Below are 25,058 nucleotides of genomic sequence, written 5' to 3' on the forward strand. Positions count from 1 at the left end.
AACAGACCCTAGTTATTTGAACCCAGATACAACTAATGTCTAATATTTAATAGTGCACTGCTGAGTAATCCTTGATGAAAAGCCTAAGGCAAGTAATATAAATTGGAGACTAATATGTCACAAAGTATCTATCCAGTTCCTGCACATATAAAAAGCGCAGCGCTCGTCGATAATGAAAAATATAATACGATGTATAAACAGTCTATTGAAGACCCTGAAGGGTTTTGGGCTGAGCACGGTAAGCGTCTTGACTGGTTTACTCCATATTCAAAAGTAAAAAACACTTCATTTGATAAAGGCCATATCAGTATTAAATGGTATGAAGATGGCTACCTTAATGCCTCTTATAACTGTATTGATCGTCATTTAAAAACAAAAGCAGATAAAGTAGCGTTAATTTGGGAAGGTGATGATCCTTCTCAAAGCGAAAATATTACCTATCAACAGCTACATGATGAAGTGGCAAAATTTGCTAATGGTTTAAAAAAATTAGGTGTTAAAAAAGGTGACCGTGTAGCCATTTACATGCCAATGAGCCCACAAGCGATATACGCAATGCAAGCTTGTGCCCGCATAGGTGCTATTCATTCAGTTATATTTGGTGGCTTTTCACCGTCTGCTATTGCGGATCGTATTAATGATTCGGGTGCTAAAGTGGTGATCACGTCAGATGAAGGCCGACGTGCAGGTAACTGTGTGCCGCTAAAAGCTAATGTAGATGAAGCCGTATTACAAGATTCTGTCACCACTGTTGAGCATGTAGTGGTGCATAAACTAACTTCAGGCGATGTTGATTGGCACGACCATGATATTTGGTGGCATGACTTAGTTGCAGATCAAACGCCAGAGTGCGAAGCTGAACACATGAATGCTGAAGACCCGCTGTTTATTTTATATACCTCAGGTTCTACAGGTCAGCCTAAAGGTGTGGTACACACCACTGGTGGCTATTTAGTGTATTCATCTATGACTCACGAATACATTTTTGATTTAAAAGACGATGATATTTTTTGGTGTAGTGCTGATGTAGGCTGGATCACAGGTCACAGTTATATTGCATACGGGCCGCTCGTTAATGGGTGTACGCAAGTGGTATTTGAAGGCGTACCGACTTACCCAACAGCTGGTCGTATGGGTGAAGTGGTTGATAAACATAACGTAACGATTTTATACACAGCACCTACTGCCATTCGCGCATTGATGGCTAAAGGCGAAGAGCCGATTGCCAGCTCACATCGTGACAGCTTACGTATTTTAGGTTCTGTGGGTGAGCCAATCAACCCAGAAGCGTGGACTTGGTATTATGAAAAAATTGGTAAGTCGAATTGTCCTATTGTAGATACATGGTGGCAAACCGAAACTGGTGGCATCATGATTGCGCCATTACCAGGTGCAACCGATATGAAACCAGGCTCTGCAACCCGTCCATTCTTTGGCATTGCACCGGCGTTATTTGATGCTGAAGGCAACACATTAGAAGGTGCGGTTGACGGTAACCTTGTCATTTTAGATAGCTGGCCTTCGCAAGCGCGAACCGTGTATGGCGACCACGAGCGCTTTGAACAAACCTACTTTAGCGCTTACCCTGGTGTGTACTTTACCGGTGACGGTTGTCGTCGCGATGAAGACGGTGATTACTGGATCACAGGACGCGTTGATGATGTACTCAATGTATCAGGACATCGTTTAGGTACTGCTGAAATTGAGAGTGCTTTAGTTGCTCATGAAGCTGTAGCTGAAGCGGCTGTAGTAGGTTACCCACACGATATTAAAGGCCAAGGTATTTACGTTTACATAACTCCTAACGAGGGTGTAACGGTGAGTGATGAGCTAACTAAAGATATCCGTAATTGGGTTCGTAAAGAGCTAAGCCCAATAGCATCACCGGATATGATTCAGTGGTCGCCAGGTCTACCAAAAACACGTTCTGGTAAAATTATGCGTCGTATTTTACGTAAAATCGCGGCAAATGAACATCAACAGCTGGGCGATACTTCAACGCTTGCGGATCCGTCTGTGGTTGATGAGTTAGTAGAAAATCGATTAAATCGTTAATTTCGCGTTAAAAGCTTGATTAGAAGTTGATTCTAAACGTAGTATATCGGCTGTTGTCTATTGGATAGCGGCCGGATTTTTGGGAGTGAACAATGAGTCAGTTTTTAATAGCGGACGATCATCCGTTATTTCGTGAAGCACTAAAAGGCGCTTTGAGTGCAAAGTTTGCGGGTTTAGAAGTTTTCGAATCAGCAGATTTTGACAGCACACTGCAGGTGTTAAGCGAACAAGAAGACCTTGATATATTACTACTAGATTTACACATGCCAGGTAACGGTGACTTATACGGCTTGATCCGTATACGTGAAGATTACCCAAGCTTACCTATTGCGGTGGTTTCGGGTAGTGAAGATGTAAATATTGTTTCGAAAGTTATGGGTTATGGCGCTATGGGGTTTATTCCTAAATCATCTTCATCTGATGATATTGCCAACGCAATTAACCAAATACTCGAAGGCGATACTTGGCTGCCAACTGAACTAAAAAGTAAAGTGGCTGAAATCGAAGGCGCAGATAGAGAAATTGCGGCACAAGTGGCATCACTTACTCCACAGCAATATCGCGTATTACAATACTTGCACGAAGGTTTACTGAATAAACAAATAGCCTACGAACTCCACATTTCAGAAGCCACAGTCAAAGCACACATTACTGCCATATTTAGAAAACTCGGTGTTTATAACCGTACCCAAGCTGTTTTAATTGCTGCAAAACTACAACTAGAACCGATAGAGCAAGCCCAAGCAGACTAAATTAGAGGCGAGAGCCTCTTTTTTGCAATCCAATCACAACAAACCCCTCAGTTATTACCATGACATAACAAGTCATTCATCTTTATTACATGACCTGCTCAGAAAATAATGCTAGGTTACGGGCATTTTGTAATTAAGAGAGCATGGTATGTCAGACTCAATAGACTCACCACACACATCCCAAGATGAAAATCAGGTCGCAAAGGGCGGCTGGTTTAATCGATTTTTAGCCACGGTAGAATTTTTAGGGAACATGCTTCCCCATCCAATTACCTTATTCGCGATGTTTTGTATTGCCATTATTTTATTTAGTGGCGTTGCCGATTGGTTTGGACTAAGTGCTATCGATCCTCGCCCTGAGGGTTCTGCCGGGCGCGATCCCGATGGTGTAATTGAAGTGGTTAGCCTACTCAGTGCTGAGGGCTTACAGCGTATTGTAACGGGCTTAGTTACTAACTTTACCAGCTTTGCCCCATTAGGCACGGTATTAGTGGCGTTATTAGGTGTAAGTGTTGCCGAACATTCAGGACTATTGTCAGCAGCAATGCGTGGCATGGTTATGGGCGCATCTAAACGCTTAGTAACTTTTATGGTGGTATTCGCTGCTATTTTATCGAACACAGCATCTGAACTGGGTTATGTAGTATTGATCCCCCTAGCGGCAATGATATTTCATAGCTTAGGTCGTCATCCGCTTGCAGGTCTTGCTGCCGCGTTTGCTGGTGTATCGGGCGGCTATAGCGCTAACTTATTACTTGGTACTATCGATCCGTTACTAGCAGGTATTACGACGCCTGCAGCACAAATGATTGACCCAACTTACCAAGTAGGCGCTGAAGCAAACTGGTATTTTATGATGATTTCAGTGTTGCTAATTGCTGTTTTGGGTACGCTTGTTACTGAGAAAATTGTTGAGCCACGTTTAGGTAAATATAACCCAGATGAAGCCAGCGAAGATTTAGCTCAAAATAATATTGCCGGTTTAACTGACAAAGAAAAATCAGGTTTAAAATGGGCTGGAGTTTCATTACTTGTTGTTTCGTTGTTACTCGCTTGGACTATTGTTCCAGCAGACGGTATTTTACGTAACCCTGAAACAGGTCTAGTTGCTCACTCTCCGTTTTTAAAAGGGATTGTTGTTTTTATTTTTGTCACCTTTGGTATTCCGGGTTTTGTGTATGGTCGTGTGGTTGGCACCATGAAAAATGATAAAGACGTGATCAATGCCATGAGCAAAAGTATGAGCTCTATGGGCATGTACATTGTATTGGTGTTTTTTGCTGCACAGTTTGTGGCATTTTTTAAATGGACTAACTTAGGCACAATTTTAGCGATTAATGGTGCCGCATTACTACAGGCACTTAGCTTAACTGGGCCGGAAGTATTTGTACTGTTTATTTTAATGTGTGCTTTAGTTAACTTAACTTTAGGCTCATCGTCAGCGCAGTGGGCAGTAACAGCGCCTATCTTTGTTCCTATGCTAATGCTTATAGGTTATGCACCCGAGACAATTCAAGCGGCTTATCGTATTGGTGATTCAGTAACTAACTTAATTACCCCGATGATGAGTTACTTTGGTTTAATTCTCGCGGTTGCCACTAAATACAAAAAAGACATGGGAATAGGTACTTTGGTAGCCACTATGTTGCCATACAGCTTAATTTTCTTTGTTGGCTGGGTGGTACTGTTTTATTTATGGGTATTTGTTTTAGGTATGCCAGTAGGTCCTGGGGCACCAACTTATTACACACCCTAATTAAGTAAGTTTTAATATTTACTTATAAAAATGCCAGCTTAGTCGCTGGCATTTTTAATTTTGATATAAAACTAATTATGAAAATACGACGGTTTTATTGCCATTAATAAACAGCTTATGTTCTGATGCCAGTTGCAGTGCTTTACAAAACACCGTTTTCTCTACATCTTTACCCATTTTAGCCATCATCTCAGCTGTATTCGCATGGGTCACACTCGACACGTCTTGTAAAATAATAGGGCCTTCGTCTAGCTCATTATTAACAAAGTGAGCTGTGGCACCAATAATTTTTACACCACGTTCAAACGCCTGATGATACGGCTTTGCACCAATAAAAGCAGGTAAAAATGAGTGATGAATATTAATGATTTTACCCTCAAAACGACCCACAAATTCAGGGCTCAAAATACGCATGTATTTAGCTAGGCCAATAATGTCAGGGTTATAGCTGGCAATTAAGTCACCGACTTTTTCGTCATGCTGACTGCGCGTAAGTCCTTCATGAGAAACCACATGAAAAGGAACATCAAACCCTTTCACTAGAGGCTCTAGAGTAGGGTAGTTGGCGATAACGGCGAGTATCTCAATGTTTAAGGCTTGTTCAAATTGCTTAAGTAACATGCCGCCCAAACAATGAGCTTCTTTTGTGGCTAATAGTACCACTTTGGTTTTTTCTTCACCGTGCAGTGCCACTTTTGCGCCAGCTGGTAATACGCCGCGCAGTTGTGACAAAAACTCAGCATGTGGTTCGCCAGTAAGCTCTGTGCGCATAAAAAAGCGCTGTGCATCTTTATCAACAAATTCATTATTACGAATAATATTTAAATTATGCTCATTACACAGTCCGGTAATTTTGGCGATTAAGCCTATATCGTCTGCGCATTGGGTGGTTAGTATATAACTCATTTTCCTCATTCTTACCCAGTGGTTAGTTGTTTCATTATTTGCGTTTTAACTCAGAAAGCAAGACCTTTGTTTGATACCCAATGTTTAATTTATATTAAAGCTAAAATAGCGTTATTCAGGTTAATTTAGCTTTAAGTAAATTTAATAAAATGTGTACTAGTAGGGTTTGTAATAATGAGATAAATCAGTTATTTATTACTAGCTGTATACCATTGTCTAATTATAAAGTGGCTTTTAATGTGTTTTACTAACATACGAGTATATTAAATTGCGAAATAACGCCATTTGTGCTTAATTTGTATACAATTGTGGCGTTGTTGTCAGTAATATAAACAATGGAAACGTAGTTGTTAAGCTAATGAAAAGTAAAAGCTTAATGGCTAATAATGTTAATTGGAGAAATAATGGGTAATTTAAGCTTAAAAAACAAATTGCTACTGTTGGCTGTTTCACCATTGATTGTATTACTAATCAGTTTTATGGCAGGTTCTTATTATTTAGAGATGCAAAATCAACAGCAAAACTTTAATGAGTTTAAAACTAAATTAATTGCTGATAAACAAACTTTGCTAAGAACAGAAATAGAAATCGGCTCTAAAGTAGTGCAATACCAATTAGCACAAGGAAATGAGCAAGACGCTAAAGATGCGTTGAGAGATTTAACCTTTGGTGAAGATGGTTACTACTTTATCTATGATACCAACGGTATTAGTGTTTTTCATGCCTTATTGGGTGATGCAATAGAAGGTCAAAATAAAATAGGCATGACCGACCCAAACGGTAAAAAAATAGTGGTTGGCTTACTTGAGCAAGCGCAAAAAGGCGGTGGCTCGTTCACCTATCATTTTCAAAAGCCCAACACCACCGGCTTAGTCGAAAAAATTGGTTATGCAGCCATGATCCCAGGTACTAATTGGATGATAGGTACTGGCACATATATGGATGATATTGAAGCCGAACTGGTAAAGTATCAAGCAACCATGGAGCGCCATTTAAGCGAAAAAATGACCACTTTGGTTTTAATATCACTTCTGCTTCTTGGTTTAGCTGCAGCAGGTGCGTTGTACGCTTCTAACAATATGCTAAAACCAATTAAACGTATGGTGCAAAGCTTAGATGATATTGCCAAAGGGGAGGGAGATTTAACCCGACGCTTAGAAATAGATACCCATGATGAAATTGGTCAGTTAGGTGAATCTTTCAATGTATTTGTGAGCAAGCTACACAGCATTATTGCCGGTGTGGTTGATGTAACAAGTGACGTTAAAACAGCCTCTTCAGATATTAATACACAAACATTACTCATAGAAGACAAACTATTAAAGCATAACCATGAAACCGATTTAGTGGCAACGGCGATTACTGAAATGTCGGCAACATCCCATGAAGTTGCGCAAAATACCACACAAGTTGCAGTGTCAACGCAGGCAGCAACAAAAGAAGTGGCCAACGCGCAAGATTGTGTGGATGTTTCACTGAGCGAAGTATCAAGTTTAATGGGCGAAATTAATCAAGCTGCAGAGCAGGTTAATTCGTTAAGTGAGCAATCTAAAAAAATTAACAGCGTATTGAGTGTAATTGGTGGTATTGCTGAACAAACAAACTTATTAGCATTAAATGCGGCAATTGAAGCGGCACGCGCAGGTGAGCAAGGTCGTGGTTTTGCGGTGGTAGCTGATGAAGTTAGAAGCTTAGCAAGCAGAACCCAAGACAGCACATTAGAAATTAACGAAATGCTAAGCGAGTTACATAATTTAGTGACGGCAGCAGTTGATGCTATGCATGCGAGTCAACAAAGCTGTAATCGTTCAGTTGAGTCTTCGCGCGCTATATCAGAAAGCTTAGGTGCGGTAACCACGTCTGTGACCACCATTAATGATATGAGTACGCAAATTGCTACAGCAGCAACAGAGCAAAGCAGTGTAACAGAAGAAATTAACCGCAATGTGTATGCGATTCAAGAAATAGTTAATGAGTTAACACAGTCGAGTAAAACGACTTCGTCAGTAAGTAAGCACCTAGCTGGGCGAGGTGAAAACTTGGGTGACTTAGTAGGACAATTTAAAATATAGCGCGATTTAAAATACTAACTACACTAAGCCGTAACATTATTTATTACGGCTTTTTTATTGGTTAGCGTTGAGTGGGTGATAGCAGCTATAAATATCTAACGACACAGAGATTTTTTAATATTTTTGGTCGTGTCTAATGTACACTATTAGCTATTCTTATTAATAAGTGCTTACTTATTACAGTAAATTTATAGTGAAAGACTATTTTAGGGTTTTAAAATGATAGAGTATCCGGTTGATCAGTTACCACAACTCATAAACGACTTATTGCAGTGTGATACCACAGAGCGTAAAAATAAATTACTGATAGATGCTCAACAAACCTTATCAACCGAACACTTATCTTTATTATTTGAAGCTATTCCTAAAGAGCAGCGCCTTGAAATTTGGCATTTATTAGATGAAGACACGCAACACGAAATTTTCGTTAACTTAAGTGAAGATAGCTGTTTATGGTTACTGCAAACCCTAGATGACAGTGACGGTTTTAAATTATTAGACGAAGTTAACGTTGAAGAGCTGCTTGAATTAGAGGAAGTGATCCCGCAGCGCTTTACTGATTATGCAAAAAAGCAGCTTGATGAAGCGCAAACTAAACAATACGAACTGGCGCAACAATATACGCCTGAGCAACTAGGTCACTGGATTGGTTTTGACTTTTTAAAGGTGTCAGACAAGCTCACTGCGGGTGGCGCTAAAAAGCTGCTACATAAAGGGTTACCGCAGTACAGCGAAGTGATTTATTTAGTGAGCCGCAAAGGCAGCTTAATTGGTGAAGTGGCAGTTAACGACCTAATAAAAGCGCATGATAATCAAAGCTTAGTCACCTTAACTAATCATGACTTTACCTCATTGCACGCAGACCACGATTTATATGAAGCCGCCGAGGTGGTTATTCACAGCGAGCAAATGGCCATGCCCGTGGTTAATGCCGAAAACAAACTAATAGGGCGTTTAACCATTGCATCAGCTTACGAGTTACGTCAAGAAATTGCTGACGAAGCCACAGCAAAAGCGGGTGGTTTACGTGAAGACGAAGACCTATTTGCTAGTGTTCGCAAAAGTGCTAAAAACCGTGGTATTTGGTTAGGTATCAACTTAGCAACCGCATTTTTAGCCTCATGGTTTATAGGCTTATTTGGCGCCACTATAGAACAAGTGGTGGCACTTGCGGTATTAATGCCTGTTGTGGCATCAATGGGCGGAATAGCCGGTAGTCAAACCTTAACAGTTATAGTGCGCGGTCTTGCGCTTGGTCAGGTTACCGACTCAAACCGTAACGCTCTACTTAAAAAAGAGCTGCGTGTAGGGGCGGTAAATGGCTTGGTATGGGCTTTAGTGATTGGTTTGCTAACGTATCTATGGTTTAACGATATTATGCTTAGTATAACCATTACCGTGGCAATACTGCTTAATTTAGTGGCTGCGTCGTTGGCGGGCGTAGTGATCCCGTCTATTTTAGATAAAATGAAAATTGACCCTGCATTATCAGGCTCAGTTATTTTAACCACAGTGACTGATATTGTCGGCTTTGTGACCTTTTTAGGGTTAGGTAGTTTGTTATTACTCTAATTTTTAAGCTAAACGCCACCTCCATGAAGTGGCGTTTAATATAGATATAGCGTCATGAAAAGGCCTTTAATTTAAGCTTTAAACAATCGTACTTATTTTGTTTCTACCTTCTGTTTTTGCTCGATATAAAGCCGTGTCTGCGGCATACAATAGCGCCTCGTAGGTGCGGTACTGGTTATTATTTTCACAGGCAATTCCTTGGCTTACCGTAATTTTAACCTCTGGCGGCAATCCTATGTCGGTAAAGCTCATTTGTGCAATTTGTTGTTGTATATGGTTGGCCACAACCGTGGCGGTTTTTATATCGCAACGGGGTAAAATAATCGCAAACTCTTCACCGCCATACCTAGCAGCTAAACACTCTCTAGATGGAATGCACTGCAATAGCATTTTTGCTATTTTCTGTAAGCATTTATCGCCTTTAATATGCCCATAGGTATCGTTGAATTTTTTAAAGTGGTCAACATCAATTAATATACTGGTTAAAGGTTGTTGGCTTTGAATACTCTCTTGCCAGTACTTTTTTAACGACTCATCTAAAGCTAAGCGGTTAGCAAGCCCAGTTAAATGATCGGTTGAGGCCTGTATTTTTAAACGGTTATACATGGCTTTATGAGTACTAAGATCGTGAAGTATACACACGTACAACTTTTGCGCCGATGCGAGACTTTTTGGCATGCTTGATATTGATAAGTCAGCTTCAATCACATCGCCATTGGCTTTGTTTATAGCAACTTCATTTGGGCCAATGCTAAGAGGGGTGTCCTTAATACCAATCCAATTTAATAAGGTCTGTTTATATTTATCAAGGTCTGCACCGTGTAAAAACGACAGTAAATTTTCGCCTATCAGCGACTGCTGAGAGTAACCTAATAGCTGTGCTGCCTTTGGATTTGCAAACTCAAAACCTCCATGTTCATTCAGTACAAAAATACCTTCGGCGGTGCCATTAAATAATTCAATTAATGCATCAAATTGAGTATGCGAAAAAGGGGATAATAAAGCGCTATCGAAGGGCAATGCTTTATCGTTATTAGTTGCGGCAGTCTCTTTATTGTTAATTTGTTTCGACACGTTTTAGCCTTAGCATGGTACAGACGTTTTTGATGTCTACAAATTTACTTAAAAAAGTGCAATTAAACCTTTCGGTAACCTTCTTATTTTAACTATTTGATATTTAATGATAAAAATTATTCTTGCACAGGTTTTAAGTAACCTGTGCAAGGTGGAAATCAATGATTAAACGTTGTTAATTAAAGTTCTTTTTCATTTTTAACTTGAGGATCGGCGCTTAAGCCTAGCTCACGCAAGTCAAAGCTTGCTTGTTTTATTGTCGGTTCTTGCGTTAATTGTTGCACTAGCTGCTGAATATTATTAGTGGCTGTGGTTACAACAACAATATCGCCTACGCGGTGTTTTAGCTGTAAGTTATAACGGCTTGCCAGTTGGGTAAAGTTGGCTTGCGTTGTTAATTGCAGTAACACTTCGCCGGTCAGCTGTAGGCCATTACCGCTTTGGCTATCAGTTATGCTATCCCCAAGCTGTAAGCTATTTGCGTTATTGGTTTGGCTCGTTAAGCTGGCTATAATTGCAGCGCCTGGCTTTACAGCTGTGTTTTTAGTTTGTGCTTGCGCTAATGAAAGAGTACTTACAATAAAAGTGAGTACTAACATAACAATCGTTGTTTTCATAAAAATTCCTTTATTAGTGGCCGTAAAAACGCAAAGACCAAGATAGCAGCGTGCCATCTACATTATTATTCGTGTCGTTTATGCTGAGTAAGCCTGCCTGCTCATTGTAAAGTAGGGTTTGGCTAGTGCCATTGTCGGTATCAATTAAGCGAATTTGCCATTGCCCTGACGCCGATTCACCATAAAAATGCTGGCTCAACAATAGGGCATTTTGTACGGGGGTACCGGTGGCATTTATTAACCCTGTGCGCGGGCTTAATAGCACACTGCGAGTTCCAGATGGTGAAATAAGCTCAATGGCTAGGTCACGCATACGAGTATGATCAATCGATAGCTTTAACTGTACAGCTTCAATGGTTAGATTATCAGTGATGGCTAGCGTATCTTGCACACCATTTACGTTAGCATCGGGTATTGTTAGCTCTGTGTTAGCGGTATGCCAATCAGATACCTGTAATGTGGGTAATAACGCAGTAGTTTGTTGAGCCATTGCAACAGCAGCGTCAACATCAATTGCGCCTAAGCCATAAAAGGGATGAACGTTGTATCCTGCCGCATTTTGTTGCCAACCAGGAATGGCGTTGTAGCTGACTGCATCACCATTTGCATCTGTAAAATTAATATCAACACCGGCATTGCTGCCATCGAGTTTACGTGCTGTTGTGGCGAGAATATGCTTAATGGTTCTGGCATCAAGTTGCGGGTTAGCCGACATAACAAGCGCTATTGCACCCGATGTATTGGCAGCTGCTGCAGAAGTGCCATACATGGCAGCGGTGGCATCGCAGTGGCTATCTAACCCGGTGTTTTGCAGGGGGATGTCTATTGTGCTGTTAATGGTATTAAAACCGGCAGCGCAGCCACTCATATCTGTGGTAACAATACCTGCTTGGCTTTGAGCGTTTTCACCACCGGGTGCGGTTAAAAATACATTAGCGCCAACAGAAGAGTACGATGCTAATTTACCGTTTGCGTTGTAGGCCGACACCAGCATATTCCAAAAACTAGCGTTATCGGTACTTAAATTAGCGTTATGAAATGGCAAGCCCGCGTTATTAAATGGTTGTTGCTGCTCATACGGAAATACTTGAAATGGCGTATCGCCAAAAAAAGTAGTGTATTGATAAAACGCGTTACCCGCTGACTTTACAAATAATGCACCTAAGCCGTTGTTACTGTTTAAGCTTACTTGCTGCATTACGCGCTCTTTTAATTGCAGGCTAAGAGTATGCTCTTCTGCATCAACGTTTTTAAATAATGCCGGCTTACTGCTGTAGCTTTGATTGTAAACGCGAGAGTTTGCAGAGCCCGTTAATGGCATACCATGCGATTGTAGCCAGCTACTCATTGTTTGCGCATCAAGATAATTAAACCCAACAAGGTCTGCATTAGGTGCAACACCACGACCGCCAATATTATTATTTTCTTGTGCGGCGATAATGCCAGCCACTGCTGTACCATGACCTGTGTTATCGGTTGGGGTAGCAGTGCCGGTTAACAAATTAAGTGAGCCTGTAATGGCATTATTAACTAAATCAGGGTGACTTAGTTCTATGCCGCTGTCTATTACGGTAACGGTAACGCCATCCCCTTTAATACCTTGCATATCGGTATTGAGTAAATTTAAATCTTCGCCCGTAACCGTGTTTGTAGTAAGGCCATTGTGGCCGCTGTTATTTAAATGCCATTGGTAAGGTGTAAGAGGGTCGCTATTGGTTAAGTGATCCGCAGCGAGGCTGCTAAATGCACCAAGTAGGCAGCAACTTAGCAGGGTTTTTTTAATATACATAAATAATACAATCCTTATTTTTATGTTTTTGATATATAAATCAAATTGTTATTAGATTGTTTCGTATATTAAATTATTAAGCAATTGAAAGTTGAGGTTTTTATTATAGATTAGCAATAAAGGATGGTTATTAATAATGCTGCTTGGTATGTGTTAGCGTTAAAGTGTTTGGCTTATAAAAATTGCACAGGAATAAATCAGTCCTGTGCAATTTAAAAATTAATAATTAAGTGTTGTTAATTAATTCTCTTTTTTATTGATGATTTGAGGATCGGCACTTTCATAGGCTTTACCATTGCACTCAACATTAAATACTAAACAGGCGGTGCCTGGATTTTCACCGGTATCGATAATGGTAATTGTGCGGCCGTTATCGCTTACTTTAAAGCTGAAGTCTTGGGCGCAAGATGTTTCTTTATCGACATCAGTAATAGTAGCGTCGGTGAATAAAAAGCCTTCAGCAACTGTGGCTTCATCTAAACTATAAACGCCCGCGGTTTCGGTTCTTACAACTCCGCCGCCTGTCACTTCTTTGCCATTTATAGAGTATGTAAAGTTAGCTTCGCCGTCATTGTCTAGTACAATATTTACAGTAAAGTGAATTTGCTCTTGAGTATTATTCATATTATTTCCTTTGTATTCATGGTTATAGTTGAAAGTTGTTAATGCCCAGCTTAACTAGACGTGTTTTTATTTTGGGGATTTCGTTTGCGCGATTTAAGCAAGTATAAGCTTGGACTAACGGGTATCTGATTTTAATACTTTGGTTTCTTTTTTTTGTTGCAGAAATGGTTTTAATTGCATCTAAGCAAAAAAGACTTCGCTGTTCATTATTTTTCGTTAATTTCGCTTTAATTAAATTTATTCTTGTGGTTACTAAGTTATCTTCAATCCTAATTTGTTTAGCTATTTGCTGCTTATAGTCTTTGTTACTCTCAAGTGCAGTTAATAAGGTTTGGGCTTTGTGGAGCATATGCCTATCTATAAAATATTGAATCAAACTAATTTGTGTATTAATGGAGCTTATGTTATTAAAACTTTGTAATTTTAAGAAGCTAATAGTTTTTTCTACTCTTAAGTCAAGATTTTTGTCATCTGACAACATTAACAAGTATGCTAAAGAGCGAAAATACAGATGTTGAAACTCATTGCTTTTTGAATCTTGATCTAGAGCCTTTCTTATCATTCTATTTGCAAAGAGGGCTTTTTCATAGGCTATTCGTTTATCGGTTAAATAGCTAAGTAAGTAACTTTGCTGCATGTGTATATTTGCTGACATATAAAAAAGGCTTGCATCGTTTGGGTAGTTAGCAGTCATATCTTTTACCACTGTTAATGCATTTTCTAACATATCGATTGTAGTATTAAAGCCACCTAACTTCTCTTCTGTTTTTGCCAGCCAACTGATGGTATCGGCTTTATCGCGCAGTAAGTTTTTGTTATTAGGTTTGAGCTCAAGGGCTTTCTTTTTAAGGGCGAGTGATTTTGTAAAGCGCTGTTTTGCAGCGCTGTAGTCAGATTTCTCTATGTATAAAGATCCCAGTGAATTATGTGAATACGATAGCTCCATAATCGAGTTAAAATCATTCGGAGCTAATGAATACATGGTTTCGCTATAATTATGATATTTTTTTAAGAGCGGTTCAGCAGCGGCGTAATCACTTTTATCATAATGAAGCTGACCGAGCCAAAAGGCATTGGCCCCCGCAAGGGTTAATAACTCAAGATTGTTGGGGCTATCTTTTAATAGTGACTCAAGGCGTATGCGGGCGTTTTCAAAGGCGGTGAAGGCCTCAATGGTTTTCCCGCGGGAATAAGCCACTTCCCCCATGGCTTCTAGGGTTTGTGCATACTGAAAGCGACTTTTAAACTCGCCTTGTTGACTGCTAAAGTTAAATAGCGAGCTTGGTTCCTCGACTTGATTGGTAAAATACTCAAGTGCTTTATTACTAATGCCATCAAGTAAGTCCATACGCTTTACGCTGCGTAATTTGTCGGCAAAATCACCTACCATAAACCCTAGTAAGCTTTCGGCCTCTTGGCGTTTTTGCTGTGCAAGTTGCTGCGCTTGAAAGCTGGTAACACTCATAAATAAGGCAACACAGGTAAGTAAACAAAGCAGAGCAACCGTGCCGCGTTTTATGGTTGTTTTTGCTTTACTGTGTTTTAGAGAGCTGGTTATAAGCGCGCGTTCGTCACCGTCTAGTTCGAATATGTTGTCGTTTAATAAGGTAACGGCCTCTTGCAATGGTTTACCCGGCGCTAACAGATAGGCGTTACTTTTGTGCTCATTAAGCCATTGTTGCGTGTGGTGGTGTAAGCGGCTTTTTATAGCAAGGGCATCTTTATGGTCATTAATCCACTGTTTGGCACGTGGCCATTGGCGTAATAATGCCTCGTGGGCAAGGCTAAAGTAGGCTTCTTGGTTTTGTAAATGCGATACAAATAAGCGGCTATCGACCATAGCTTGAACCAGTTCTTTTTGGCTGGTGTTGGTTAATGCTTGCAAGCGGGCTGCGCGGCTCGTAATGGTTTTACCATCTGGGTTTAGCGTTACTAATTGCGATAACACGCTTTTTAGTTGCTGTTGTTGCGCTTGAGAAAGCCCTATAAATACTTCTTCGGCTTTTTTACCAATGGCACCCTCAATACCGCCGAGTTTTTCATACACACTGTGCAATAACTCATTATTATCACTGCGCTGTAAATACAGCTCTTGCAGTGTGTATTGCAGCATGGGCAGTGCATCTGGATTATTGGCGGTATCGGCGCAGAGTATTTCATCCAGCGGGGTTTTAGTGTGTGGGTCTTGCGAAAACGTTAAATTAGCGGTTAACGCTGGCAAGCGAATAATTTGTTGTAGTTCATGGCGATTTGGCGGGGTTAAATCGTAATGCGCGCCATGAGCCTTGCCCACCATAAGACTTGGTTGCTCAACCACTAAAGGGTAAAAATCGTTACGACAGGCACTAAATACAATCACCGCTTTAGAGGTCGCTAAACGCTCAATAACAGATAAAAAATGACTTCGGGTGTCGTTACTAAATAGCGGTGAGGAGAGAAGCACTTCTAAGCGGTCTATAAACAAAAACAATTGCGGCGTTTTTGCTGCTGTTTGGGTATATGCAATTGTATTTTTTAAGCCGCTAATAACATTGTCTATGTCATGTTCTAGCTGCTGCGCCAGCGTTTGTGCGCTTAACCCTGTAAATACTGGAATGTCGTTAATATCCCAATCGAGCATGGCTGAGGCGAGATCTAAATACAGCCTATTTTGAGCTACATCTGCAAAGTCGAGTTGGGTGTACGACATTACTCTAATGCCGTTATAGCCTCGCTCGTCGAGTAGCTTTGGCAATATACCCGCATTAACTAATGATGATTTACCCGAGCCACTAGGGCCAAGGATTAAACAAAATGCGCGCTGCAATGTTACTTGGTTTGATACGCTCTCTAATAACCTGCTGATGGCGTGATTACGACCAAAAAATAAGTGGGTATCGGTTGGGTTATATGCACTCAAACCTAAAAAAGGAGAGCCGCCTTGCCATGTGTTAACTTGGCTGGGGAGGTCATCAGCTAATGGAAACTCAACCGTTGCAATAACCCTATAACCACGTTTACGTATGGTTTCTATGTATTGCGGCGCGCTTGCTTTATCACCCAGAGCTTTTCGAAGTTGAGTGATAGTTTTATGCAGAGGGTTATCGCCGGTTTCTGTGTTTGCCCAGCAGTGAGTTAATAACGCGTCGCTACTCACAATCTCTGCTTGGTTTTGACACAAGTACAGCAACACATCCATGGCTTTTGGTTCTAGCTGTTTTTGTTCTTCAGCGCGTTGAATGGTGTTACTGGCAGGGGTGATTTGCCATTCACCTAAATAAAAGGGCGGTTGATGCATAATTGGCTCATTTTTATAGTTATAAGTGCATTTAGCTTTTTGCTTTAGTTATATTCGTAGTGCTAGTTATTTTTATTAAGTGTAACAATGCGCTGTGGAAACGGAATTTCTATATTGGCATTGTTAATTGCTTTATACACGCTGGCGTTAATAGCGAGCTTAGTTTCAATAATTTTAGTGGTAGGAACCCAGTATCGATAGCTAATAGTAACGCCGCTATCAGCAAAGCGTTCTATGCCAACTTGTGCATTGGGTTGTTTAGCAACCAGTTCGTGATTAGCTAATGCGTTTTCAATTAGGTTAATCGCGGTATCACTACAGGCGCTGTAGGCTATGTCTATTTCACCTTTTACTAAGGAGTAGCTAAATGAGTTATGTAGGATTTCGCCAACGATATGCTTATTGGGAATCGTTATTTCTACTTTTTCTTCATTAATTAATACGGTGTGACCCAGCTCAATGAGTTTTACTTGGCCGCTAACGCCTTTTATTTCTATGGTATCGCCTACCACAAATGGCCGCGTGGCAATAATTGCAAGCCCAGCGCCATAATTAGAAAGCATGCCTTGTAAGGCTAAGCCAGCACCTAAAGAAGCGGCACCTATTGCAGCAACAAACGGGGTAACACTAATGCCAATTTTACCAAGCGCAATTATGATCACCATAATGATCAGTAATACTTTAACGACATTACTAACAAAGTTAGTTAAGGTGATATCGACGTTATGTCGCGTCATCAAATTGGCAACACCTGCAGCGAGCTTTTTCGCTACCCATAGGCCAACCAGTAGAATAAAAATAGCGCCGACAATTTGCATACTGTAGGTAACTAAATATTCAGTAAGTAGGGCGTAGTACTTTTCAAATTGCTGAATTTCAGAACTGATCATGTCGACTCTATTTTAGCGATAGTGTTTTATCTGCTTATCATAACAAAGTGTTAACCAAAATTGGATACATTATTGGCACAATTACAGCAGTTAATAACGCACTCAATGCCATGGCTACTGATGAAAACGCCCCTATTTTTGGATGCTCGGCAATTGCAGCCGCGGTGCCTATAGCATGGCACGCGGTACCGATTGCGATTCCTTGTGCCTCAAAGTTAAATATTTTAATTAGTTTTAATAATAAAATGCCAAATAAAGCGCCGAGTAAACCAATAAAAATTACCATGGCAGCGGCCAGCGAGCTGATCCCGCCAAGTGAATCGGTGACAAGTAATGCAATAGGTGTAGTAACGCTAAGTGCCGCAACTGAGGCGCTCAGTTGCGAGGGGACAGCAAATAAAACGCTTAATACAAAAGCTACCAGTGTGGCGTTAATAATACCAATACTGCAGGCAACTAAAATAAGTAAAAAGTTTTTACGTACGTGCATAAATTGTTGATATAGCGGCAAGGCCAAAGCGACTATGGCCGGCTCCAATAACCACGTTAACAACCGACTATGCGATGCAAATTGTGAATAGGGTAATTTAAGGTTAACGAGTAGTAAGGCAATAATGCCGATGCTTAAAAAAACGGGGTTGGTTAATGACTTTAAAATACTCTGATTGATTTTAAGATTAACAGCCCTTAGTGCAATAAAAAGGATAATAATAAATGGAATAGTTAGCCAGCCAAGGCTAAAAATGGCGCTACTGAAATCAGTCATTATTAGTTTTACCTTTAAAGTAACTTACTAGGCTTGCCACTAAAATTAAACTACTCAAGGGGACTAATAAAATAACGGCGGTTAAGAAAGGCCAATGGGTTTTTATAAGTGCTAAGTGTTCAATAAAACCAACGCCTGCAGGAATAAAGAAAATAGGCATGACATTTAAAATAGGAGTGGCACACGGGGTAAGATGCTGCTCTTTAACAATACCTGATAAAAGCAGTACCAGTAAAATAACCATTGCTAACAGTGGCGCAGGAAAACTGGCATCAATAAAGTGCATAATAAGTTTGCTCGCTGCCAAGCAAAGCAAAATGATAGCGCTACTTAAAAAGTATTTCATGGCGACGACTCAATAAAATAGAGGATTATCACTTTAACAAATAACGCTGTTTTGTGCATTGTGCCTTAGTATTACCAGCGTTTGGCGTTTGCAAACTCAATATCAGTTTTACCTTTTGCTTTAGCAATGGCTTTTTTAGTATTAGGGTTGATTAATAAGCGAATTTGACTCCATGTTTCTTTGGCGAGTATTTTTCGAGCAGAGGCTTTATAGCTTTGTTGAGTTATACGTTTTATTGCTGCTAATGTGTCAGGTGAACGCGCTTGTAATGTATCAAGCATTTCTTTAGTTGCTTTATCGGTATCGTCGGTTGTTTTTGTTACTAAACCGAGTTCAAAAGCATGTTGAGCACTAATGGGGTCAGCATGACTTGCTAGCCAAAGTGCTTGGTCGCGTTTAACTAAGCCTGTAAGCATAACATTAGCGCCCATGTCGGGGCATAATCCCCAGCGCGCTTCCATAATGGCGAGCTTGGCATCGTGATGAACAATTCGGTAATCAGCTCCAAGCGCTATTTGCAGGCCACCACCAAGACAGTTTCCGTTAATTTTAGCAATTACAGGCACACTCAATGACTGCCAGCCCAGTACGACTTTTTGCGCTAGGTTTTGATTACCAGGAAGCCATTTGAATAGGAGCTTTATGATATTGAATGGCGAGGCCATAACCGCGTTAATATCGAGCCCAGCACAAAAGTGTTCGCCCTCACCGGTTAATACAACTGCACGAATACTGGCGTCTTTTTTTATATTTTTAATCACTTTGTTAAGCTCAACAAACATAGCAAAACTTAAGGCATTTTGTTTTTCTACGCGATGTAATGTGACGGTAGCGATACCCTGTTTTTTTTCTAATTTTATCATTGTTCACTCCTCTGACCTGTTGTTTGAGCTTATGTTTTTATTGATGTTAAGTAAAGTGGGTGAAGGTGAATAAAAACGAACTGAATTTTTTAATACACGTGGGGCTAGCTATCTTTGATGGCTATTTAATCTTCCAAGGTCAACAGACCCGTGTGCTAACCAATTTAATAATATCTATAAGTATTAGGAATAAATAAAAAAGTCAGTAATTAACGTGTTTTTTTTATCAAAACCCTAGCAACTTTTGATATTATGATTACCACTTAAAAGCTCAGAGGTTAACCATTCATGTCAGGTCCACGTTTATTTACGGTAGAAGAAGCAACTCATCAAGCTTATGATATTTTTTTAGAACTGGCTCCCAATAATTTAAGCGACAAAGATGTTGAAGAATTTAACCTACACCGTGAAGAACTAGGCTTTATTGAAGAAGATGAGCCCGATGAACAGTGGCAAGACTTTGTTGCCCTAGAAATTGAACCTGAGCATTTTATTCAAGTATTAGTGGGCCTTGAGTTTGATAACGAAGACGTACTATTTGCGAAAATTCTAATTAGCCGTGATAAAGACGCGCCTTTTTGTCATATTTTGTGGAAAGAAAGTGAATAACCATCTCTTTGCTTTTTTGTTATTGCCATTTGCAAGAGAACGTATTTTGCGATGCTTCTTTGTATTACTGCTTTTATTATTTAGCTGCTTTAGCTGGGCAGTTGATCCTTTTGAAGATTTTCATCAATATGGGGAACTCTCAGATGAAGAAATTCATGAGTTACACAAAGGCGAAGTGTTGTACGGCGATACCGAATTTGGTTTTATTTTAAGTAAAGGTAACACTAATTCCACCAGTTTTAAGCTTAAAGGGAATCTTTATCAAGATTTTGAAAACTGGCGAAATCAATTCAAAATAGACTCCTTGTACAAACGTGATGAAAACGAAGAAACGGGCGAGTCGGATGTGACTGCTAATCGGGTTTTTGTTTCTGCACAAGGTAACTATAAAGTAGGGGTTAAAAACTCGTCGTTCTTTATTTACGGGGATTATGAGGAAGATCAATTTAGCGGTCTTGATTTTAAAAGTACGATAGCAACCGGTTATGGTGCACGTGTTTATCAAGGGGTTAAAAATAAAGTAGATATAGACATTGGCCCAGGTTTATATCGCTCAGTTGCTGATGATGAGTCAACAGCACTTGACGACGATAAAGACAAAATGGGTTATTTACTTCGTATTGCAATGCAGTGGGAGAGGTTAGTATCTAAGCGTACCCGATTTAATCAAGATATCAGTATAGAACAGTCTTTGTCTGGGCTTAACTCTCGGTTAAAGTCAGAAACGGCATTAATTAGCCAAGTGGTTGGCGCGGTATCGCTTAAGTTTGCTTATATGTATCGTTATAATTCTAAGCCTGAAGAAGATAAACTTAAATACGATTCAGAGCTCAGTGCAACCTTAGTGTACAGTTTTTAATTTTTTAACTTTTTAATAGAGAGTGTTATGTATCAGCATAAGCAGTATGCGGTATTTATATTTGTAGTATTAGCGTGGATCAGCGGTTTTGTTGCGCTTGCATGGAACTTAATTGGTGCCGATGCCCCGTTAATCGTATTTGCTGGTATTTTAGTGCTGGTGGGCTTTTTGTTCCACGGTTTAACCATTAAAGTTGATGAAACCCATATTAGCTGGACATTTGGCCCTGGTGTTGCTGGCCAAAAGTTAGCATTAGAAGACATAGTTGATGTAAAAGCAGTACAAAATTCATACCGCCATGGTATTGGTATTCGCATTACACACGATGGGTGGATTTATTCGGTATCAGGCTTTAGTGCGGTGCAATTAACGCTTAAAGATGGCACTCAGTATCGCTTAGGCACGAATGATCAAGCTGGATTAGTTGCTGCGCTTGAAGATAAAATAATCCCTGTTGAAATGCCAGCAGCAGAGCCTCAAGCCAAATTACGAACACAAAATAATATGCTATAAAAAAAGCGCCTAAGGCGCTTTTTTTATAAACTTATAGCAATTTTACTCAGCGGGTTTTAGTGCTCGTGACCACAACCGCCTTCGCCATGTACGTGGCCATGCTCAAGCTCTTCGGCTGTTGCATCGCGTACTTCTAAAATTTCTACATCAAAGTTAAGTGTAATACCGGCAAGTGGGTTATTACCATCAACAATCACTTCTTCGTCTTGAATGTCGATGATCATTACTGATTGGTCGCCGTCATCGGTGGTTGCACGAAATTGCATGCCCACTTCAATTTCCATACCTTCAAACATTGATTTTGGTACGGCTTGCATTAAGTGATCATGACGCTCACCGTAACCTTCTTCAGGCTCCACTTTTACGCTTAGTGTATCGCCAGCTTGCTTGCCTTGCAGCGCGTTTTCAAGCCCTGAGATCAGGTAGCCTGTACCAACGATAAAAATTAATGGCTCACCGCCAAATGAGTTATCAATGGTATTGCCGTCATTATCTAAAACAGAGTAATGCATTTTTACCACTTTATTTGCTGCAACGATCATAGTCATTCCTATTATTCATCTTCAAGAGAGTAAGGTAGAGGCAGAATGTTTAGCTCTACCGAAGGGGTGTGTTTTGCACGAAGAGTCTGATCGATATCAGTATCGTTTGGCAACACGACCAAACCAGTTAAAGTCTGTGTTTGTTCATTATAGCTTTGCGCAATAAGTTTACCTGCGCGGCGCCAGTTTTCACCTAATTGGGTTTCAATATCAGGCTCATCAAGTTGTCCTTCGCTTTGCCCAGAGACGATATACATGGCACGTTTGTTTTTGCCCAGATACTTCATACGTGCAACGGTTTCTTGGCCTGTGTAGCAACCCTTTTTAAAACTAATGCCGTTAATGGCTTGCAGGTTAACCATTTGCGGTACGTATTCATCAATCGCATCAACACTTAATTGCGGTTCACCAGCAAGTATAGATGCTTGCTGCCATAGGGCATCGTCATCGAGGGTCGACACATCGTCAGGTAGGCAAAATTGGCTATTAACCATCAGTAAAATGCGGTTTGATCCAAGCTTAAGAGCTTTACCGTGAGCGAAGTCACAAGCCGTGGCGTTATCGCTAAAGTGAATGTCGAGTTGTGTGAGTAAGCCTGTTAGGTCATCACCAAGTAAACCAATTAATCGCTCTGAGGCTTTATTAATTTCAACTTTTGCAAATACAGCATATTTTTTTAATTCAGCAAGAGAGCGTTCTACTTCTGCACTTGAGCCTGTTAAAAAGTAACTTTGTTGATAAGAAAATAGCTTAAATACACCCCATAACTTACCTTTTGCACTACAGTGACCTGCCCACAAAAAGTTATCGTTGTTAAGTTTATTTAGATCTTGAGTGATTTGTCCGTGTAGGTACGATAATTTATCTGCGCCTGAGAGGCTAATAACCTGATGTGATAAAGGACATGCATAAACCTGAGACATAAACACCTTCTTTGCAATAACAAATGAGGCCACATAATAACGTAGTTAAAGCGTATGGTACAGCGACTAACAGACGATGTTTTTATAACTTAGTGCTGTTAAATTAACGCGTATTTGGTAAACTCGAGTTAATTAAATATGAGGTTTAAAATGGTTGAAATACATAGTAAAGCACGTATCCGTTGGGCTTGTCGCCGTGGCATGTTAGAGCTAGATGTTTTGTTTATGCCGTTTGTTGAAGAAGCTTATGATTCGTTAGATGCTAAACAGCAAGCGATTTTTCAGCGTCTATTAACGCAAGAAGACCCAGATTTATTCGCTTGGTTTATGGGCCATGAAGAATGTAAAGACGCAGAGCTAAACAGCATGGTTCAGCTAATTTTAGACCGAGTTCGTGTATAGATTTACCGTTACAGATAATAAAACAGACCACAAACCGATTGTGGTCTTTTTTTGTGTGCTGACTTTAGTGTTGTGCCTATTTATGAACTCGGTGGTGGCAACTCTTTTTTGTATTGCACTTAATACACTTGCTGACATTATTGTTTGGCGAAAAATCGTGGCTGCTCAACCACAGCAAGGCATTATACTCTTAGAGCCGAATCAATTTCGTTTTGAAGGATCAGGCAGGCAAATTCAAGGGGCAATTAGTAAACAAAGCCGGTTACTTGGTCAGAGTGTGTGGCTGTATATTAATGGCTTTAGTAAAAACTATTGGCTGATTATCTCAGCCAATAGTGTTGATAAGCAAAGCTATGCGCGCTTAAAACGGGCAACGCTTGATGCGGCTAACCGCGCAGCGGAGCTAAAACAGTAGGCGTTGGGTTCTCATTTTGCTCTGGATAATCAATAGTAAAGTGTAGTCCACGACTTTCTTTACGTTCCATTGCGCTTCTAATTATAAGCTCGGCAACTTGCACCAAATTACGTAACTCAAGTAAGTTATTGCTTACTCTAAAGTTTGCGTAATAATCGTGTATTTCCTGTTGTAGCAGTTCAACACGATGCAGCGCACGTTCAAGGCGTTTAGTTGAGCGTACAATCCCAACATAATCCCACATAAATAATCGTAGTTCGTGCCAGTTATGGGTGATCACGATTTCTTCATCTGAGTTAGATACACGGCTTTCATCCCAACTAGGTAAATCAGCCAGCGCGGGTGCAGTCTCTATTTTACTCAAAATGTCTTTTGCTGCTGCATGGGCAAATACAATGCACTCTAATAATGAGTTACTTGCCATGCGGTTAGCACCATGTAAGCCGGTATAAGCTACTTCACCCACAGCGTATAAATTTGCTAAATCTGTTTTGCCGTTAAAGTCGGTCATTACGCCACCACAGGTGTAATGTGCCGCAGGAACAACCGGAATTGCTTCTTTGGTTATATCAAGCCCTACGCTCAAGCATTTAGCGTAAATAGTAGGGAAGTGTTCAATAATAAAATCTTTGTCTTTATGGCTAATATCTAAATATACGCAATTTGCGCCAAGGCGTTTCATTTCAAAGTCGATAGCGCGCGCTACAATATCGCGAGGAGCGAGTTCTTCTCGTTCATCAAACTCTTTCATAAAGCGAGTGCCATCAGGACGTTTTAAATAGGCCCCTTCACCACGCATTGCTTCGGTAATTAAAAAGTTTTGTAATTCCGGGTGGTAAAGACTGGTTGGATGAAATTGATTAAATTCCATATTAGCAACGCGACACCCTGCACGCCATGCCATTGCTATGCCATCACCGCTAGAAACATCAGGGTTAGAGGTGTAAAGGTACACTTTACTTGCGCCACCCGTTGCTAGGGCAACAAATTTTGCGCCAATGGTTTCTACTTTTTTGGCCTTTTTATTCCACACATGCATACCGTGAACATGTGACCCCGTTTTACCGATATTTTTATCTGTAATTAAATCAATCGCATTGTAATGCTCTAACAAGGTGATATTGCTGTGCGCTTGAACTTGGCTAATCAGCGTTGTTTGCACTGCTTTGCCAGTGGCATCGGCGGCATGCAAAATGCGTCGATGGCTATGACCCCCTTCGCGGGTTAAATGAAAGCGCTCTTTACCTTTACTATCAAATTCCATATCAAAAGGCACGCCTTGGTCAATCAACCATTGTAGGCAGTCATGTGCATTACTGGCAGTGTAATGAACAGCTTCTCTGTCACACAAACCGCCACCTGCATCTAAGGTATCTTCAACGTGAGACTCTATACTGTCATTTTTTTTATCAAAAACAGCGGCAATTCCGCCTTGG

Annotated in this window: 23 protein-coding genes; 10 read left to right on the plus strand and 13 right to left on the minus strand. The window is 40.4% G+C overall.

Annotated features, from left to right (window positions below; all coding sequences use genetic code 11):
* Positions 1-114: 114 nt before the first annotated feature.
* From acs to CWB76_RS17505, 3 genes are all read left to right on the plus strand, one after another.
* Positions 115-2,055, plus strand: coding sequence for an acetate--CoA ligase (gene acs / locus CWB76_RS17495; RefSeq protein ID WP_138609307.1), 1,941 nt, complete (start codon positions 115-117; stop codon positions 2,053-2,055).
* 92 nt (positions 2,056-2,147) lie between these two features.
* Entirely contained in the window at positions 2,148-2,807 is a 660-nt protein-coding gene (locus CWB76_RS17500) for a response regulator transcription factor (RefSeq protein WP_138609309.1), read from the plus strand.
* A 148-nt stretch (positions 2,808-2,955) separates the two neighbouring features.
* Positions 2,956-4,563: an AbgT family transporter gene (locus tag CWB76_RS17505; RefSeq protein ID WP_138609311.1), complete on the plus strand. Its 1,608-nt coding sequence runs from the start codon at positions 2,956-2,958 to the stop codon at positions 4,561-4,563.
* A gap of 75 nt (positions 4,564-4,638) precedes the next feature.
* On the opposite strand, the gene purU is transcribed toward CWB76_RS17505, so the two are convergent.
* Positions 4,639-5,469 carry a formyltetrahydrofolate deformylase gene (gene purU, locus CWB76_RS17510; RefSeq protein WP_138609313.1) on the minus strand — a complete coding sequence of 277 codons (831 nt, stop codon included), beginning with the start codon at positions 5,467-5,469 and terminating at the stop codon, positions 4,639-4,641.
* 404 nt (positions 5,470-5,873) lie between these two features.
* Here purU and CWB76_RS17515 point away from each other — a divergent pair, with 404 nt between their 5' ends.
* On the plus strand, positions 5,874-7,541 hold the full coding sequence (locus CWB76_RS17515; RefSeq protein WP_138609315.1) for a methyl-accepting chemotaxis protein: 1,668 nt from the start codon (positions 5,874-5,876) through the stop codon (positions 7,539-7,541).
* A gap of 219 nt (positions 7,542-7,760) precedes the next feature.
* Positions 7,761-9,113, plus strand: a complete 1,353-nt coding sequence (locus CWB76_RS17520; protein WP_138609317.1) for a magnesium transporter — start codon at positions 7,761-7,763, stop codon at positions 9,111-9,113.
* A gap of 78 nt (positions 9,114-9,191) precedes the next feature.
* Here CWB76_RS17520 and CWB76_RS17525 read toward each other — a convergent pair whose 3' ends face one another.
* The 9 genes from CWB76_RS17525 to CWB76_RS17565 all read right to left on the minus strand — a co-directional run bounded on the left by CWB76_RS17525 (position 9,192) and on the right by CWB76_RS17565 (position 19,359).
* Positions 9,192-10,187, minus strand: coding sequence for a GGDEF domain-containing protein (locus CWB76_RS17525; RefSeq protein ID WP_138609319.1), 996 nt, complete (start codon positions 10,185-10,187; stop codon positions 9,192-9,194).
* 179 nt (positions 10,188-10,366) lie between these two features.
* Positions 10,367-10,804 (minus strand): serine protease external chaperone, encoded by a 438-nt coding sequence (locus tag CWB76_RS17530; RefSeq protein WP_138609321.1) that lies wholly within the window; start codon positions 10,802-10,804, stop codon positions 10,367-10,369.
* Positions 10,805-10,817: 13 nt separating this feature from the next.
* Entirely contained in the window at positions 10,818-12,593 is a 1,776-nt protein-coding gene (locus tag CWB76_RS17535) for a S8 family peptidase (RefSeq protein ID WP_138609323.1), read from the minus strand.
* Positions 12,594-12,833: 240 nt separating this feature from the next.
* On the minus strand, positions 12,834-13,217 hold the full coding sequence (locus CWB76_RS17540; RefSeq protein ID WP_138609325.1) for a DP-EP family protein: 384 nt from the start codon (positions 13,215-13,217) through the stop codon (positions 12,834-12,836).
* 22 nt (positions 13,218-13,239) lie between these two features.
* Positions 13,240-16,494 (minus strand): nSTAND1 domain-containing NTPase, encoded by a 3,255-nt coding sequence (locus CWB76_RS17545; protein WP_138609327.1) that lies wholly within the window; start codon positions 16,492-16,494, stop codon positions 13,240-13,242.
* A 62-nt stretch (positions 16,495-16,556) separates the two neighbouring features.
* The gene (locus CWB76_RS17550; RefSeq protein ID WP_138609329.1) at positions 16,557-17,384 is read right to left on the minus strand and encodes a mechanosensitive ion channel family protein; all 828 of its coding nucleotides are present in this window, start codon (positions 17,382-17,384) and stop codon (positions 16,557-16,559) included.
* 37 nt (positions 17,385-17,421) lie between these two features.
* Positions 17,422-18,150 carry an LrgB family protein gene (locus CWB76_RS17555; RefSeq protein ID WP_138609331.1) on the minus strand — a complete coding sequence of 243 codons (729 nt, stop codon included), beginning with the start codon at positions 18,148-18,150 and terminating at the stop codon, positions 17,422-17,424.
* Positions 18,143-18,496 carry a CidA/LrgA family protein gene (locus CWB76_RS17560; RefSeq protein WP_138609333.1) on the minus strand — a complete coding sequence of 118 codons (354 nt, stop codon included), beginning with the start codon at positions 18,494-18,496 and terminating at the stop codon, positions 18,143-18,145. The genes CWB76_RS17555 and CWB76_RS17560 overlap by 8 nt, the downstream gene beginning before the upstream one ends.
* 71 nt (positions 18,497-18,567) lie before the next feature.
* Positions 18,568-19,359: a crotonase/enoyl-CoA hydratase family protein gene (locus CWB76_RS17565; RefSeq protein WP_138609334.1), complete on the minus strand. Its 792-nt coding sequence runs from the start codon at positions 19,357-19,359 to the stop codon at positions 18,568-18,570.
* 288 nt (positions 19,360-19,647) lie between these two features.
* On the opposite strand from CWB76_RS17565, the gene CWB76_RS17570 reads away from it, so the two are divergent.
* The 3 genes from CWB76_RS17570 to CWB76_RS17580 are packed head-to-tail and all read left to right on the plus strand — an operon-like array spanning position 19,648 to position 21,340.
* Positions 19,648-19,968 (plus strand): HI1450 family dsDNA-mimic protein, encoded by a 321-nt coding sequence (locus tag CWB76_RS17570; protein ID WP_013465646.1) that lies wholly within the window; start codon positions 19,648-19,650, stop codon positions 19,966-19,968.
* Between the two features lie 46 nt (positions 19,969-20,014).
* On the plus strand, positions 20,015-20,827 hold the full coding sequence (locus CWB76_RS17575) for a DUF481 domain-containing protein (protein ID WP_138609342.1): 813 nt from the start codon (positions 20,015-20,017) through the stop codon (positions 20,825-20,827).
* Between the two features lie 27 nt (positions 20,828-20,854).
* Positions 20,855-21,340, plus strand: a complete 486-nt coding sequence (locus CWB76_RS17580) for a hypothetical protein (protein WP_138609336.1) — start codon at positions 20,855-20,857, stop codon at positions 21,338-21,340.
* A gap of 56 nt (positions 21,341-21,396) precedes the next feature.
* On the opposite strand, the gene CWB76_RS17585 is transcribed toward CWB76_RS17580, so the two are convergent.
* The gene (locus CWB76_RS17585) at positions 21,397-21,882 is read right to left on the minus strand and encodes an FKBP-type peptidyl-prolyl cis-trans isomerase (RefSeq protein WP_008111743.1); all 486 of its coding nucleotides are present in this window, start codon (positions 21,880-21,882) and stop codon (positions 21,397-21,399) included.
* 11 nt (positions 21,883-21,893) lie between these two features.
* A complete protein-coding gene (gene ygfZ / locus CWB76_RS17590; protein ID WP_138609338.1) occupies positions 21,894-22,805 on the minus strand; it encodes a CAF17-like 4Fe-4S cluster assembly/insertion protein YgfZ in 912 nt (303 codons plus the stop codon).
* Positions 22,806-22,955: 150 nt separating this feature from the next.
* Here ygfZ and CWB76_RS17595 point away from each other — a divergent pair, with 150 nt between their 5' ends.
* Complete coding sequence (locus tag CWB76_RS17595; RefSeq protein ID WP_010387788.1) at positions 22,956-23,207, plus strand: FAD assembly factor SdhE; 252 nt, start codon at positions 22,956-22,958, stop codon at positions 23,205-23,207.
* Positions 23,208-23,289: 82 nt separating this feature from the next.
* Positions 23,290-23,622 (plus strand): hypothetical protein, encoded by a 333-nt coding sequence (locus CWB76_RS17600; RefSeq protein WP_249363192.1) that lies wholly within the window; start codon positions 23,290-23,292, stop codon positions 23,620-23,622.
* On the opposite strand, the gene nadB is transcribed toward CWB76_RS17600, so the two are convergent.
* On the minus strand, positions 23,594-25,058 hold a 1,465-nt coding region (nadB, locus tag CWB76_RS17605), incomplete at its 5' end, for an L-aspartate oxidase (RefSeq protein WP_138609340.1). The genes CWB76_RS17600 and nadB overlap by 29 nt on opposite strands.

It is taken from the genome of Pseudoalteromonas sp. S1609, from assembly GCF_005887255.1.
Lineage (GTDB): Bacteria > Pseudomonadota > Gammaproteobacteria > Enterobacterales > Alteromonadaceae > Pseudoalteromonas.

Bases quoted from the DNA above. Each gene is read 5' to 3' on its own strand.
- acs (WP_138609307.1), top strand. From the start codon at position 115: ATGTCACAAAGTATCTATCCAGTTCCTGCACATATAAAAAGCGCAGCG.
- CWB76_RS17500 (WP_138609309.1), top strand. From the start codon at position 2,148: ATGAGTCAGTTTTTAATAGCGGACGATCATCCGTTATTTCGTGAAGCA.
- CWB76_RS17505 (WP_138609311.1), top strand. From the start codon at position 2,956: ATGTCAGACTCAATAGACTCACCACACACATCCCAAGATGAAAATCAG.
- purU (WP_138609313.1), bottom strand. From the start codon at position 5,469: ATGAGTTATATACTAACCACCCAATGCGCAGACGATATAGGCTTAATC.
- CWB76_RS17515 (WP_138609315.1), top strand. From the start codon at position 5,874: ATGGGTAATTTAAGCTTAAAAAACAAATTGCTACTGTTGGCTGTTTCA.
- CWB76_RS17520 (WP_138609317.1), top strand. From the start codon at position 7,761: ATGATAGAGTATCCGGTTGATCAGTTACCACAACTCATAAACGACTTA.
- CWB76_RS17530 (WP_138609321.1), bottom strand. From the start codon at position 10,804: ATGAAAACAACGATTGTTATGTTAGTACTCACTTTTATTGTAAGTACT.
- CWB76_RS17535 (WP_138609323.1), bottom strand. From the start codon at position 12,593: ATGTATATTAAAAAAACCCTGCTAAGTTGCTGCCTACTTGGTGCATTT.
- CWB76_RS17540 (WP_138609325.1), bottom strand. From the start codon at position 13,217: ATGAATAATACTCAAGAGCAAATTCACTTTACTGTAAATATTGTACTA.
- CWB76_RS17545 (WP_138609327.1), bottom strand. From the start codon at position 16,494: ATGCATCAACCGCCCTTTTATTTAGGTGAATGGCAAATCACCCCTGCC.
- CWB76_RS17550 (WP_138609329.1), bottom strand. From the start codon at position 17,384: ATGATCAGTTCTGAAATTCAGCAATTTGAAAAGTACTACGCCCTACTT.
- CWB76_RS17555 (WP_138609331.1), bottom strand. From the start codon at position 18,150: ATGACTGATTTCAGTAGCGCCATTTTTAGCCTTGGCTGGCTAACTATT.
- CWB76_RS17560 (WP_138609333.1), bottom strand. From the start codon at position 18,496: ATGAAATACTTTTTAAGTAGCGCTATCATTTTGCTTTGCTTGGCAGCG.
- CWB76_RS17565 (WP_138609334.1), bottom strand. From the start codon at position 19,359: ATGATAAAATTAGAAAAAAAACAGGGTATCGCTACCGTCACATTACAT.
- CWB76_RS17570 (WP_013465646.1), top strand. From the start codon at position 19,648: ATGTCAGGTCCACGTTTATTTACGGTAGAAGAAGCAACTCATCAAGCT.
- CWB76_RS17580 (WP_138609336.1), top strand. From the start codon at position 20,855: ATGTATCAGCATAAGCAGTATGCGGTATTTATATTTGTAGTATTAGCG.
- CWB76_RS17585 (WP_008111743.1), bottom strand. From the start codon at position 21,882: ATGATCGTTGCAGCAAATAAAGTGGTAAAAATGCATTACTCTGTTTTA.
- ygfZ (WP_138609338.1), bottom strand. From the start codon at position 22,805: ATGTCTCAGGTTTATGCATGTCCTTTATCACATCAGGTTATTAGCCTC.
- CWB76_RS17595 (WP_010387788.1), top strand. From the start codon at position 22,956: ATGGTTGAAATACATAGTAAAGCACGTATCCGTTGGGCTTGTCGCCGT.
- CWB76_RS17600 (WP_249363192.1), top strand. From the start codon at position 23,290: ATGAACTCGGTGGTGGCAACTCTTTTTTGTATTGCACTTAATACACTT.